15 protein-coding genes are annotated in these 13,916 nt (G+C 43.0%); 3 read left to right on the forward strand and 12 right to left on the reverse strand.

Annotation, left to right across the window (positions count from 1 at the left end):
• Window positions 1–2: 2 nt before the first annotated feature.
• Genes ACTCNA_RS06870 through upp form a run of 3 tightly spaced genes read left to right on the forward strand, consistent with a single transcriptional unit; the run spans window position 3 to window position 2,009 of the window.
• Window positions 3–239: an acyl carrier protein gene (locus ACTCNA_RS06870; RefSeq protein ID WP_462947162.1), complete on the forward strand. Its 237-nt coding sequence runs from the start codon at window positions 3–5 to the stop codon at window positions 237–239.
• A gap of 3 nt (window positions 240–242) precedes the next feature.
• Complete coding sequence (locus ACTCNA_RS06875) at window positions 243–1,328, forward strand: hypothetical protein (protein WP_462947163.1); 1,086 nt, start codon at window positions 243–245, stop codon at window positions 1,326–1,328.
• A gap of 18 nt (window positions 1,329–1,346) precedes the next feature.
• Window positions 1,347–2,009, forward strand: a complete 663-nt coding sequence (gene upp / locus ACTCNA_RS06880; RefSeq protein WP_462947164.1) for a uracil phosphoribosyltransferase — start codon at window positions 1,347–1,349, stop codon at window positions 2,007–2,009.
• Window positions 2,010–2,123: 114 nt separating this feature from the next.
• On the opposite strand, the gene ACTCNA_RS06885 is transcribed toward upp, so the two are convergent.
• The 12 genes from ACTCNA_RS06885 to ACTCNA_RS06940 form a co-directional block, all read right to left on the reverse strand.
• Window positions 2,124–2,792, reverse strand: coding sequence for a ferredoxin--NADP reductase (locus tag ACTCNA_RS06885; RefSeq protein ID WP_462947165.1), 669 nt, complete (start codon window positions 2,790–2,792; stop codon window positions 2,124–2,126).
• A 206-nt stretch (window positions 2,793–2,998) separates the two neighbouring features.
• Window positions 2,999–3,715 (reverse strand): tRNA1(Val) (adenine(37)-N6)-methyltransferase, encoded by a 717-nt coding sequence (locus tag ACTCNA_RS06890; protein WP_462947166.1) that lies wholly within the window; start codon window positions 3,713–3,715, stop codon window positions 2,999–3,001.
• Window positions 3,716–3,717: 2 nt separating this feature from the next.
• Window positions 3,718–3,855 (reverse strand): hypothetical protein, encoded by a 138-nt coding sequence (locus ACTCNA_RS06895; RefSeq protein WP_462947167.1) that lies wholly within the window; start codon window positions 3,853–3,855, stop codon window positions 3,718–3,720.
• Window positions 3,852–4,526 carry an ABC transporter ATP-binding protein gene (locus ACTCNA_RS06900; protein ID WP_462947168.1) on the reverse strand — a complete coding sequence of 225 codons (675 nt, stop codon included), beginning with the start codon at window positions 4,524–4,526 and terminating at the stop codon, window positions 3,852–3,854. The genes ACTCNA_RS06895 and ACTCNA_RS06900 overlap by 4 nt, the downstream gene beginning before the upstream one ends.
• 31 nt (window positions 4,527–4,557) lie before the next feature.
• On the reverse strand, window positions 4,558–5,583 hold the full coding sequence (locus tag ACTCNA_RS06905; RefSeq protein ID WP_462947169.1) for a calcium/sodium antiporter: 1,026 nt from the start codon (window positions 5,581–5,583) through the stop codon (window positions 4,558–4,560).
• 14 nt (window positions 5,584–5,597) lie between these two features.
• Window positions 5,598–6,041: a twin-arginine translocase TatA/TatE family subunit gene (locus ACTCNA_RS06910; RefSeq protein WP_462947170.1), complete on the reverse strand. Its 444-nt coding sequence runs from the start codon at window positions 6,039–6,041 to the stop codon at window positions 5,598–5,600.
• 123 nt (window positions 6,042–6,164) lie between these two features.
• Window positions 6,165–9,200 carry a protein translocase subunit SecDF gene (secDF, locus tag ACTCNA_RS06915; RefSeq protein ID WP_462947171.1) on the reverse strand — a complete coding sequence of 1,012 codons (3,036 nt, stop codon included), beginning with the start codon at window positions 9,198–9,200 and terminating at the stop codon, window positions 6,165–6,167.
• Between the two features lie 122 nt (window positions 9,201–9,322).
• Window positions 9,323–9,736: a hypothetical protein gene (locus ACTCNA_RS06920; protein ID WP_462947172.1), complete on the reverse strand. Its 414-nt coding sequence runs from the start codon at window positions 9,734–9,736 to the stop codon at window positions 9,323–9,325.
• A 52-nt stretch (window positions 9,737–9,788) separates the two neighbouring features.
• Window positions 9,789–10,214 (reverse strand): aspartyl protease family protein, encoded by a 426-nt coding sequence (locus ACTCNA_RS06925; RefSeq protein ID WP_462947173.1) that lies wholly within the window; start codon window positions 10,212–10,214, stop codon window positions 9,789–9,791.
• Window positions 10,215–10,288: 74 nt separating this feature from the next.
• Window positions 10,289–11,224 (reverse strand): malate dehydrogenase, encoded by a 936-nt coding sequence (gene mdh / locus ACTCNA_RS06930; protein WP_462947174.1) that lies wholly within the window; start codon window positions 11,222–11,224, stop codon window positions 10,289–10,291.
• 172 nt (window positions 11,225–11,396) lie between these two features.
• Window positions 11,397–13,559, reverse strand: coding sequence for a DUF5916 domain-containing protein (locus tag ACTCNA_RS06935; RefSeq protein WP_462947175.1), 2,163 nt, complete (start codon window positions 13,557–13,559; stop codon window positions 11,397–11,399).
• Window positions 13,560–13,747: 188 nt separating this feature from the next.
• The gene (locus tag ACTCNA_RS06940) at window positions 13,748–13,876 is read right to left on the reverse strand and encodes a GxxExxY protein (RefSeq protein ID WP_462947176.1); all 129 of its coding nucleotides are present in this window, start codon (window positions 13,874–13,876) and stop codon (window positions 13,748–13,750) included.
• Window positions 13,877–13,916: the final 40 nt, after the last annotated feature.

Raw genomic sequence — 13,916 nt, forward strand, 5'->3', positions numbered from 1 at the left:
TGATGGAACGAAAAGAAATAGCGGAAAAGACATTCATCATTTTTCAAAAAGTTTTTGGAGATGTCGCGCATTTAAGTGAACAAACTTCGGCCGACGATATCGATAAATGGGATTCGCTGAACCACGTGATTTTGATACAGGAGCTGGAAAAAACATTCGGGATGAAATTCGATTTGTTTGAGATTATTGAAATCAGGGACGTGGGCGGATTGGTAGATTATATTTACTCAAAAAAATAATGCATGGAAATCAGGGAAATTACAGTAGGAGCATTGCCTGATTTTATCCAAAGCCGGGAATATAAAAGTCTCCATCCAAAACCCATTACACCTCACAGGGCTATTTCACAATTCAAAAATCCGCATGCCGAAAAAGATGATGTGGCACTGGTTTTTGTTGCCACTAACGACACATTGCTGGCATTTGCGGGATTGCTTCCGCATAAAATTTCAGGATCAGAAGAGCGTGTGTTTTCCAATTCAGGATGGTGGGTTCATCCAGAGTATGGGCGTAAGTTTGGTCTCCCGGTGCTCTTGCATGCTCTTCGGATTTGCCGGCAGCGAATGTTTGTTACCGATGCCACAGCCCACACCCAATCCATTCTCGAAAAAACAGGATTGTTTACGTTTTTTCCACCGGTTAAAGGCTCCCGTTTTTTTCTTCGCTTTTACTCGGGTGAGTGGTTGCTAAAAAACAAAAAAAAACGGTTTTTATCCTACCCTTTTTCGGTATTCGATAAAATTTTGAATGCTTTGATTTCCCTCCGTGTTTCATCCCTGTTAAAAAGACACTTACCTGAAAAATATTCAATAAATTCGAGGATCACTATAGGTGATAATCTGGCAGAATTTGTAAAACAACATTCCGGGGATAGTTTTTTATTGCAAGACAGTGCGAAATTAAACTGGATAGTGGAAAATCCCTGGGTTACGTATAACAAAAAAGACCCGGAATTTTCGTACCCTTTCACTTACCGGGTTGAAAATTTCAGTCAGGAATTCCTGGAGGTGAAAAAGGGACCTGAAACTGTAGCATTGCTGCTGTTATCGGTTCGCGACAACCATGCTTCCGTGCCGTTTATCTACTATAAAGAAGGCGTGCTGAACGATGTGGCACACGTTCTTTGGGCCCATTTAGCCCGGATTAAATCAACCAGCCTGGTAGTTTTTTATCCCCACCTGAGAAATGCCCTTGGAAAAACAGGAAAAATGTGGTGGTTTCGAAAAAATATTACCCGGTTTGCTGGCTATTCAAAAGAATTGGATCCTATTTTTGCAGAAAAAAATTTTTCTTTTCAGGATGGAGAGGGAGATGTTGTTTTTACGTAAATACAAATTATTTGATAAATGGAAATAAAAATTTTTGGAAACAACCAAACCATATTCGACCAGTACCTGGCAGAAATCAGGGACGAATCCATCCAGAAAGATCCGCTGCGGTTCAGGGAAAATTTATACCGCCTTGGCGAATTGTTTGCCTACGAAATCAGTAAGGAGCTGGAATATGATACCTCAGATATTAAAACGCCGCTGGGAACTGCAAAAGTTCCGGTGTTAAAAAAACAACCTGTGTTGGCTACCATTTTACGTGCCGGTTTGGCCATGCACAACGGGTTGCTGAAAATTCTGGACCGCGCTGAGAATTGTTTTATTTCCGCTTATAGAAAATACACGGAGAATGGCGGTTTCGAAATCGAATTTGAATACATGGCCTCGCCATCGCTCGACGAGAAAGTGGTTATTCTTTCCGACCCCATGCTGGCCTCGGGAAAATCGATGGAAATAGGTTACGAAGCGCTATTCAGCAAAGGCACACCAAAACATGTTCACCTAGTGGCAATTATTGCCAGTCAGCAAGGAGTGGAGTACGTTAAAGAAACCATTAAAGCAGACAATGTAACACTATGGTTGGGCGCTGTTGACGAGAGCATGACATCTAAATCGTACATCGTGCCCGGGCTCGGCGATGCCGGCGATCTCGCTTACGGTGAAAAAGTGGATTCAAAGTGATGGCTTCAGCCATCATCCCCGCGAAAGCGGGGATCTGCTATAGGTTATGAGATTCCCGCTTTCGCGGGAATGACAGCTTTTATTTACGGACTTTTCCCGGACTTCCGACATCTTTCAAAAATACACTTCCACATTTACGTTGTCGCGATTAAACCCTTTTCCTTTCAGGATTTCCATGGCATCGAAAATCATGTCGCTGTTGCCGCAGAGGTAAAAGCTGGTGTTTTCATCAAATTGGTTTTGTTCCAGGTAATTGGTAACACGTCCCTGGAAATCACCTGAATCATCGCGCGAAGTGCACAAAACAAATTTGTCGCTGTCGTAATGTTCTTTTTCGTAAGCTTCGGTTGCAAAGCGCACGCCGTGAATCATCTGGTAGTTTAAACCGGGATTACTGAGGATCATGCTGTGAAAAGGGGCAATGCCTGTTCCGCTGGCAATAAATACATGTTTGTGGGTATCGCGCCTTTTATTGTCGAGCGAGAATTTTCCAAACGGGCCATGAATTTCTACCATATCACCTTTTTTCAGGTACTTCAGTTTAGGCGAAAAGTAACCACCCTCAACTTCTTTCACTAAAATTTCGAGGTGTTCTCCTTCCTCAGCGCTGTATATGGAGTACTCCCGACTTTGATAATCTCCTTTTATTGAAAGCGAAATGTGTTGGCCCGCTTCAAATTTGAACCTGCTTTTGGGGAGCTGCAACACAAATGTTGATTCTGTTAAATTGCGAATATCCAGTACTCTGTAGTAATTGGTGTCAATTTGTACTTCTGGTTTCATAGTAAATGTCATGCCGTATTCTTCTGTTAAAATGTTCTTTTTTTTGTTTAAAGTCAGCAAAAATAATATCTACCGGGAATAAAATACTTTTTTGTCTGAAATATGGTCGGTAATTATAGAGAATTAACCCATTAATAACACAATTGTTCGTAAAACATTTTTTAATTTCAGTTTACCCCTGAAAGCCAAAATATTAAACAGGTAGCTTAAAATTTCAGGTAGAAGTCGTGAGTCAGCATTTTGTATTGAGGTGAAAAGTCGCTGCCCTCATCATTCCGAATACTTAAGCTGGTTTTTTCAGGCTGTTGTGGTTTTTGTGTAAATTCCATGAGGCTGCGGTTGGCCGGTTTTTGTGGGTTGGGTTTTACCTCCGTTAAAAATGAAAGGTATAACCCATGGTGTTTTGCCGTTTCAATGAATTTTGGGGCACTATCTGCCGGTAAAATCAATGCCAGTTTTCCTTTTGCTGTTAACAGTTTTTTGGCTCCTTCGGCCAAATCGGTAAACGAAAGTAAATCGCTGTGCCGCGCCATGGCCAGGTTACTGTCGGCCGGTTTTTTATTGTTTTCGAAAAATGGCGGATTGGAAACAATGCAATCAAATTGATTTTGACTTGTAGCCGCAAATTCCTGAAAAGATTTGTGGTGAATAGAAATCCGGTTTGGCCAGGGCGAATTACGGGCATTTTCAGCTGCTTCGCCTGCTGCATTTTTTTCGATTTCGATCCCGGTAATATTTGCCCGGGAGCGTTGTGCCAGCATCAAGTCAATAATGCCGGTGCCGGTTCCCACATCCAGCATTGTATTTGCACCGGAAATATTCACCCAGGCACCGAGCAGAACCCCGTCGGTACCGACTTTCATGGCTGCTTTTTCCTGAATAATTTTAAATTGCTTAAACTGAAACCAGTTGTTATGTGCCATGTTTAAAATTTTTCAAAAATGCCCACTCCGAAAAGTGCAAAGTCATACTTCACAGGATCGGTTTCTGTGAATAACGGGCGGTTGTATTTTTCTGCCTTTTCGTCGAGAAATTTTTTGAGATCAAACCTCCCTTCAGTCATTCTGTAGTCCCGTTTTCCCATCCTTCAATCACTCCGTCTTTTAGGTGGATAATTTTGTCGGAACGTTCAGCAAACTGATCGTCGTGGGTAACAATTACAAAGGTTTGCCCGAAATCGTCGCGCAGGTTAAAGAGCAGGTCGTGCAATTCGTTTCGGTTGGCCGAATCGAGGTTGCCCGAGGGCTCGTCGGCCAAAACAACGGCGGGTTTGTTAATTAAGGCGCGCGCCACTGCTACCCGCTGTTTTTCACCACCCGACAATTCTGAAGGTTTATGGTGGATTCGTTCGATTAATCCCAGGTAATCAATCAGTTTCATCGCTTCCTTCTCGGCATCCCGTTTTGAAAGTCCGGCGATAAAAGCCGGGATACAAACATTTTCGAGGGCCGTAAACTCCGGCAACAGGTGGTGAAACTGAAATACAAAACCGATTTCCTTGTTCCGGAATTCAGCAAGTTTTTTTTCAGGAAGTGCAGACACATTTTTGTCGTTATAAAAAATTTCGCCGCTGTCGGGCTTGCTCAGTGTTCCCAAAATTTGCAGCAAAGTGGTTTTGCCTGCACCGCTGGCACCCACCACCGAATAAATTTTTCCCCGCGGAATTTCCAGGTGGATATTTTTCAACACTTCGAGGTTCCCAAACGATTTTTTTATGTTTTTTGCTTTTATCAACGGCCAAATATTTTATTTAATAACTTCAATTTTAAACAAAAAGTATTTCCTGAATGATGTATAAAATATAAATTCCAATCAGGATACCACCTGATAATTTCCCAAGTTTCCACTTGCTGAAAATCAGCAGCAGCAGGAGTAAAACAACTGAGCCGAACAAGATGACAGCCGAACGTGTAATGTCTCCGCCAGATTCTACCGTTCCGCCGTAAAGCAGGATAAAAATGCCCAGTGGTAAACCAAGTCCCACGAGTATATCAAAAATATTGGAACCAATGGCATTGCTTACGGCCATATCGCCGCGTCCCTGCCGTGCAACTATTAAAGAAGAAAAGAGGTCGGGGACAGAAGTGCCCACAGCAAGCACAGTAAGTGCAATAATCGATTCGGGGATATTCATAGCTGCTGACACAAAAACTGCCAGATCAACCAGCGCCCAGCTCAATCCTGCAATAAAAAGAACCGACATGAGAAAAACCAGGTAGTAATGTTTTTCGTCAGGGAAAATGCGTGAAATCAGCCGGTCGAAAACTCCGATAATTCCTTTTTTGTTAATTTTTGCTTTCGGCTCATCGTACTCGAGATCGTTATAGGGCAATACTTTTTTCCAGTATATCACGGCAACTACATAAACCACATAAACACCCAATAGGATAATGGCTTCATTCATGGTAAAATTTCCGTCCCAGATAAACAGGATCAACAGCAGCACGGAAACGGAGTAAAAAAAGAAATCGCGGGCTGCGGGCTGCCAGTTTAACCTGGTTTTTCGTACCAGGGCTGCTGCCCCAACAATGGCAAGCAGGTTAAAAATGGCGCTGCCCACAATACTGCCAATGCCAATGGCCTGGTGTTCTCCGGGTTTTAATACTGAAAACAGGGCTACGAACAGTTCCGGGGCGCTGGAGCCAACAGCCATAAGTGTTGCGCCGGCGGCATCGCTTGAAAGACGAAGATCGGTGGAAATTTTGTCTAAGGAAGCAATGAAAAATAAATCGACAATGCGGGCCAGTAAAACAAAACAAACCAACATTGCCAGGGCTGAAAGCAAAACCATAATCCCGGGTTTAATTAATCCTCTGTGTAATCTTTAATGCCTTTTTTGTCATCATCTTTTTTGTTTTTGGCATTATCATCAGCGGATTCTTCTATTTTCTTTCCTAATTTGGTGGTTTCTTTACCCACTTTTTCAGTAGCCTCGTTGGCTTTTTCTTTTACATCTTCCGATATTTTCTGAATGTTTTTTTCCACGTCAGAAGTTTGCTCGTCAAATTCGTGCTTCACTTCATCGGTTTTCTTTTTAACGTTGTCTTTAATTTCGTTGAAATCCTTTTTGATATCAGAAGTGTTTTCGTTGATTTCGCGCTTTATCTCATTGGTTGCCTTTTTAAATTCGAGCATTCCCTTTCCCAGGGTTTTGGCAATATCGGGAATTGCTTTTGCACCAAAAAAAAGCAATGCCAGCAGCATTACCAAAACAAGTTCCCCTCCGCTAATGAATAATATGTGGTTCATTCTACTTTTTTATTTAGCTCACAAATATACAAATTGGAACCATCAATTTTTAATGATGGCTTAAAAAAGTAATAGCCCTGCAAAATGCAAGGCTATTCACTTTATTCGTATTACTTCAAAGCATTATTTTTTACGCTTGCTGACAACTTTTGCCACTTTCTTTTGGAACTCGTACGAAATTGGCGTAGCTACAAATAACGATGAGTAGGTACCTACAACAACTCCCACGAGAAGCGCGAATGTGAACCCGCGAATGGTTGCCCCTCCAAAGAGGAATATGGCGAGCAGCACCACAAACGTTGAAAGCGATGTACTAAAAGTACGGCGTAACGTACTGTTCACAGCCTCGTCAACATTTTGTTCCCGGTGCCGCTTCGGGTGCAGTTTCATGTATTCCCTGATGCGGTCGAAAACTACCACCGTGTCGTTAATGGAGTAACCCAAAACAGTAAGAATTGCCGCAATAAATGCCTGGTCAATTTCAAGCGAGAACGGCAAAATATTGTACAGCAGCGAGAAAATACCGAGCACAATTATGGAGTCGTGGGCGAGGGCGACAATTGCTCCCAGGCCATACTGCCAGTTGGTAAACCTGACAAGAATGTATAAAAAGATGATAACGAGGGCAAGGCTGATGGCAATAACAGCATCTTTTCGGATATCGTCAGAAATTGACGGGCCAACTTTTTGCGAACTCATCTGGTAATCAGATGTAAACTGTTCAAGTGTTACGTTGCTGTCAATCAGTCCTTCTTCCTGAAGCCCCTGCATTAACAACTCTTCCACTTCGTTATCAACGTTTTTACTGTCGTCATCAATCTTGTAATCAGTAGTGATTCGAACCTGATTGTCGGCACCAAAGGTTTTTACTTCGGGAATTTCGCCATAAACGTTACCCAGGGCAGTTTGGACATCGTTCACCTGCACATCCTGGTCGAAGCGTACCACATAGGTGCGGCCTCCTTTAAAGTCGATGCCGTAATTTAATCCGCGAACGGCGAGCGAACCAATGGACAAAATAATCAGTGCACCGGAAACGATATATGCAATTTTTCTTTTTTCCAGGAATTTAATGGAGGTATTACGCAACCAGTTTTCGGTGAATTTTGAACTGAATAAAATCTTTTTGTTCTTTTTCAGTCTATAGTCAAAAATAATTCTTGTTAAGAATATGGCACTGAAAAGTGAGGTGATAATACCGATAATCAGGGTAGTTGCAAAACCTTTAATCGGTCCTGACCCGAATACATAAAGCACAATACCGGTGAGCAGGGTAGTTACCTGGCCGTCGATAATTGCGGAATACGCATTTTTATACCCATCAGAAATAGCCAGCTTAAGTCCTTTCCCGGCCCTGAGTTCTTCCTGTACCCTTTCGTAAATAAGCACGTTGGCATCAACCGACATACCTATTGTAAGCACAATACCGGCAATACCGGGCAGTGTTAATGTAGCACCCAGCGATGCGAGTATTCCAATAATAAAGAACATGTTGGCTATCAGTGCCACATTGGCTGTCAGGCCGGCATTGCGGCTGTAAAAGAAGAACATGTAAATCAGTACCAGGATAAATGCAATCAGGAACGAATAGAAACCGCTGTTAATGGCTTCCTGGCCCAATGAAGGCCCAACAATTTCTTCCTGGATAATACGTGCCGGGGCGGGCATTTTACCCGACTTCAGAATGTTGGCAAGGTCTTTTGCTTCTTCAATGCTTTCGAGCCCGGTAATGCTTGAACGACCGCCTGAAATTTCATTTTGAACGGTTGGGAATGAGCGAACGTAGCCGTCGAGCACGATAGCAATTGATTTGCCAATGTTTTCTTTGGTCATCCGTTGCCAGATCTTGGCACCTTCGCTGTTCATGGTCATCGACACTTGCGGGTTTGAACCAAACTGGTCGTAATCCTGGCGGGCATCGGTAATAACGTCGCCATCAAGTGGTGGTTCACCGTCGCGGGTAGTTACTTTTAATGCGATTAAGCGGAAATAATTTCCTGCTTCGTCAACCGGGTTGGCTGTCCAGCGGAACATCAAATCCCGCGGGAAAATGTTTTTAATTTGTTCACGGGCCAGTATGTCGTTCACCCTTGCCGTATCTTTAAAATGAGCAATTCCCACAGCCGGGCCGGGGAACAGTTGCCCCTGCTGGTCGGTGCTTGGGTTTAAGAGAGCGAAAAGCGGATATTCTTCCCTGAAATTTTCAAGGTTATCCATTCCAGCTCCTGTAGTGTCATCTGCTGCACCTTCTGAAAGTTCATCGAGTAATGAGCTTTCTGTTTCAGCGGTATCAGCTTCCGCAACTTCTTCTGCTGTTTCAGCGGTTTCATCAACTTCATCAACCTGTTCGGCTTCAGTTTCTGCTGTATCGCTTTCAATCGATTCCAGGTCTTTTAACCGTTCATTGGCTTGCAGCAGGTACTGGTAAACTTCCTGGTTTTCGTAGGTTTCCCAGAATTCGAGCATGGCCGTTCCCTGAAGCAGATCGCGAACCCTGTTCTGGTCTTTCACCCCGGGGAGTTCAACCAAAATGCGGCCTTTTGTCTGTAGCTGCTGAATGTTGGGCTGCGCCACTCCAAAACGGTCGATACGTGTGCGGATAATGTTAAAAGCATTGTCGATGGCAGCATTGGTTTCTTCGCGGATAACATCGAGCACTTCTTCGTTGGTTGAATTGATGTTAATTCGGTCGCGAAGTTCGAGTGTCAGGAAAATTGATGCCAGCCGCGCGTTGGGATCGATTTCTTCAAATGCCTCACCGAAAAGGGTTACAAAATCTTCCTGGCTATCTTCCTGCAATTCGTTGGCACGGGCTATAGCAGCATTGAACGTGGAGTCAGTGCTGTTGTTTGACAACGATCTGATTAAATCTTCAACTGAAACTTCAAGCGTTACGTTCATACCTCCTTTGAGGTCGAGGCCGAGGTTAAGCTCGAGTTGTTTCACATCTTTGTAGGTAAATTCTTTCAGGCCCAAAAAGTTATATACAACTTCGCCTGAGATGGAGTCCAGGTAAAAATACTCTTTGTCCGGGTCGCCCTGGGCATACTCCACAGCATCTTTTTCCACTTGTTGGGCTTTCCAGGTAAACGATAGCTGGTAAAGGCAAACGGCGGCAAGCAAGATGGCAAGTGTTAAAATAGCACCTTTGTTTTGCATGAAAATTAAATTTTAAATTGTTTTATTTTTTTGAAATTTTTTCCTGAAAAAAAGTTGAGAATCACTTTTGCAAGTGTTGCTGGAATTCGCTATTTCAGGTATAACGAATGTACCAAATCTGGTTATGACAGCAGCGGATCGTCGTCAGGGAAAGTAAAGTAGTAATGCCTGAACGTGAGATGGTGGTATGAAAAAATCAAGGGGGTGTGTGGTTTTTTGCTTTCAGCTTTTAGCACCTGGTAGTTTCTAACCTGGTGGTATTGCTGAATGTGTTTGTTGTGCGAATGCTCAAATAGTTTGCGCGACGGGGGTTTTTGAAATGATGTGTTGGCACCGCAGGAATTAACAGGGTTGAAGAGGTAAACTACGCCAAACTCTGTTGAAGTGTCGGTCGTTTCTTCCATTTCATCCATCTCTACCGGATGGTTCTCAAAATATTCGTCGAAAAGTACAGCAACCGCAATCAATGCAGCAAAAACTGCAATTTTGGCAAGTGCCTTTTTCGATATCCTGATATTTAATTCCAAAGCCTTCATTTTGAGCGCAGCAAATATACCCAAATTGTTCAGGTTTGCAAAAATGAAAAGTTTATAATTTCAATCGGAGCATTTTTTTTTTGTAATCAATTGTTGCCTGGTGTTTCAACAGAAAATCACTTCCGATTAACCCGCAGATTTTCCGGTTTGTTGCTTTTGAATAAAAGGTGTTGATGTGCGATAAATCGAGCAGCGCCACCCGCAGGTTTTCCACTTTCATTTTACCCAGCAAAAACGATTGGAGCCGGCCTGTTTCGGTTTCAATTGGATTTTCGCCAATTCCAGCGGTGTGCACTTCTTCTGGGCCCTGGTTGTCAATTGAGAAGTATTCCGAGAGGGTTTTATCGAACACCGTTTTCGAAGCACCGGTATCAACCACCCAGAATCCTTCATTTCCGTCGGGAAGCACCGAGGAAACAACGAGGTGATAATTATCGTCTTCCAATTCGATTATTTGCAGGGGAACAGTAATCTTCATTTTTCAAAAATAAACAAAAAAAACGGCTGCTTTGTAAAACAGCCGTTCCAACTATCAGTAATCTGTTATATTTTTTACAGGATGTTCATTTCGTCCAACACATCCATAACACCTTTAACTGCTTTTGCTGAGCTGTGCAGCATCTCTTTTTCTTCCTCGTTTAAAGCCACTTCCAGAATTTCTTCCACACCGTTTTTGCCAAGTTTAACCGGAGAACCAACGAACATATCGTTGAGGCCATATTCGCCATCCAGTTTCACACAACAGGGGAAAATGCGTTTTTGGTCCATTACAATGGCTTCTACCATTTGTGCTGCTGCCGAACCTGGTGCGTACCATGCTGAAGTTCCCATGAGGTTAACCAGTTCGCCGCCACCTTTCTTGGTTCGATCAACAATGGCATCCAGTTTTTCTTTGTCAATTAATTCGGTTACCGGAATGCCCGAAACTGTTGTATAGCGGGGCAGCGGAACCATGGTGTCGCCGTGTCCGCCCATCAGCAATGCCTGAATATCGCGTGGCGAAACATCCAGCGCTTCGGCAAGGAAAGCACGGTAACGGGCAGTGTCCAGAATTCCGGCCATTCCCATTACTTCGTTTTTAGGCTTTTTGGCCGTAACGAAAGCAGCGTATGTCATTACGTCGAGCGGATTGGAAACGATAATAATTTTTGCTTTCGGAGAATATTTTACAACATTTTCGGTAACGCTTTTAACAATACCGGCGTTAATTGAAATAAGGTCATCGCGGCTCATTCCGGGTTTACGCGGAACTCCTGATGTGATTACAACTACATCAGAGTCAGTTGTTTTTGAATAGTCATTGGTTGAACCAATTAGCCGGGTGTCATAATAATTAACCGGGGCTGTTTGCCATAAATCCAAACTTTTTCCTTCCGATACTCCTTCTTTAATATCGACTAAAACTACTTCCTGAACAATGTTTTTTTCGGCAACTATCTGTGCGCAGGTTGCTCCAACATTTCCAGCTCCAACTACAGTTACTTTCATTTTATATTGCGTTTATAACGTTACTATTTAAACAAATAAAATACGATTTGTTTTTAAGAAGCGCAAAGATAATCGAATTTATCGAGGTTTAAAAGATTTAAAGATAGCCCCATCCGGTTTAACATTTTGGTAAAACAGAACAAAATCGGTTTTCGGTTGAGAAATTAGTTGCCTAATTTAACCAATAAGTAACTTTCAATACCAGCGCCCGGTTTCGCGATGTCCAGCTTCCGGGAATGTAATTGTCGGTATATACCAGGTAAATGTCCGAAACAGGCTGGTAACGCCACTGAAACCGCATGTTTATATTCATGTTGTCCAGTTGCTCGTTGTACTGTACAAACGTGGTCCAGAAAATATTTCTAGAAAAAGTAACATCGAGCTTGGGACCCAGTAGCCATAATTTGGTATGCTCAAACGGCTGTGGCAAATCCATGTCGGTGTAGTTAAAATTCATGGTCATGTTTACATAGGGTTGGAAACGGTAGCCGAGCTGCCCCTCTATGTATTGAATATTGCCATTGTAAAATGTTCCTTTGGCTGCTTCGGCCTGCCAGTTGAACAGGTTTTTTGATGGTGACATGTAATTAATAAAAGCCCTGCCAAAACGATAACTGCTACCTGCTGCCAGCGAATGTCCGTTGATGTGAGTGGGATCGAAATCTTTTTGAAGTTTCACATGCGAATCCTGGTAACCAAACTCCAGATTTGAACGGTTTTGGAATTCAAACATGTAGCTGTAGGTGTAAATGTGTTCAATTTTTTTGTATTCCGGATCGAAATAATTTTCCAGTTCAACTTCAATGCCGTGGCTTACTACTTTTTTATTTGGAACAAAAAGATAGCGGATTTCAGGTCCTAAAAAATTGTATCCTGTCCGGGGAACATAACCTGTTTCGGCGCGGTAATTTTCTCCTACCGATGTTTGCGAAAGTTCTACCTGGATATTTTTTGTCTTGTACCCGAGGCGAGCTCCCTGTGAATATTGCTTGTCGGGATTGCCGGGCTGGAATGAGCGGTGATAGAAAAATTTGCCTTCCCAGAAATTGTTTTTGCTGGCCAGGTTGTAATCGAAGCCGGCAACGCGGTTAAATAAATTGGAGTTGTCGGGTTGATTCAGGTATTCTTTATTCACAAAGATGAACCCGAAATTGGAGCGGGCAAAAACTTTTTTCTGTACCGAAGCCACGGTGAAATTACGGGCCAGGTGTTCGCGGGTTGCCATGTTCATGAACCCAATGCGCCAGTCGTTGCCCAGTTTTCCGCTCAACCGTGCACCTGCCAAAACCGGTGCATCTAAACCAATCCTGCGCGAAAAAAATGGTGTTACCGTGTGGTAGCCAAACCCTGAAAAAAGATCGCTGTTTTCGAGGAAAAACTGTCGCTTTTCAGGAAAGAACAGTTCGAAACGGTCGATATTGGTCACTTGCTGATCCACTTCCACCTGCGCAAAATCTGGGTTGTAGGTCAGGTCCAGGTTCATGGACGAAGAAAAACCGATTTTGGCATCGAAGCCAAAATCTTTGTCGTACTCTGCACCGTCGCCAAATTCATAATCGTTGGCAAAGCTTCCATAAATGTAGGGAATCAGCGAAAAATTGATTTTCGATTTTGGCAGCGGTTCATCAAAACGCATCACCCCGGTGTAGGCGAGCGACGCTGTTGGGAACTGACGCGGTACGGGTGCCCAGCTCGATTTTTCATTGGTTTTCAAATCGAGGCGGCTGAAATTCACATTCCAGCGCTGGCCGCCCGAAGGATACCGGACCGATTTAAATGGAATGCGCATTTCAGATACCCACCGGTCGTCATGATGAACGGTTTCCGCCTCCCATTTGCAGTCCCAGTCGAGGTTCACTGCAGAGCCGTCGCTCATGGTGCCGTCCCATTTTGCTCCCGACGCTGATATACCGAACGAAAAACCGTTGGTTTGATCGAGAAATGTGTCGAAAAAAGAGAGGAAGTTATCGTTGTTTCCAAAATTGAAATCGCGCCGGAATGACTCCATTATGCGTTTGCCGGGAACCGTGTCGTAAAACACGAAGGCCATGTAAAGTGCTTCATCGTCATACGTCATCATAACTTCCGACTGCTGATAGGCAAAGCCGGTATCGACGGGAAGAACCCTGTAAAATGGTTGGGCTTTTTGGGCAGCCTGCCAGTCGGGTTCATCAAGCACACCGTCGATGATAATTGACGACTGCGCTTTTTTTACGTTGTAAACAAAATCTTTGTTGTGAGTGTCATTTATTGTGTCGTTTTTCAGCACTTTCAGCGGGGCGGCATTTAACAGCGAAACGGTTAAAATTAACAAGATGGTTCCGGTAATTTTCATTTTCAGAAAAAGTTAATTGATTTAGGTTACAGCCCTCAAAGATATTCAAATTGTTAAAACCCCAATGTTACCTGCTCCATGTTTTAATGACATAATAATAAAGTTTTAGGGATGAATATTATTTTGAGGTGCTGATAAAATTTTCCACGCAAAGACTCGCAAAATTATATGCGCAAAAAGCGCGAAGTTTAAAGATTATTGACCACCCGGTGAATGTTATCCTTTAATGTTTTGGAGTTAAAATTTATTAGTAGTCCTGGTTTTATTCCTGATAATTTCAGATAGGTGAGCAACTGAGTAGTATCATTCTCAGTCATTTGTTTTTTCTTTGCGAATTTTAGCGTTTCTTTTATTTTT

Source organism: Tangfeifania sp., from assembly GCF_055108615.1.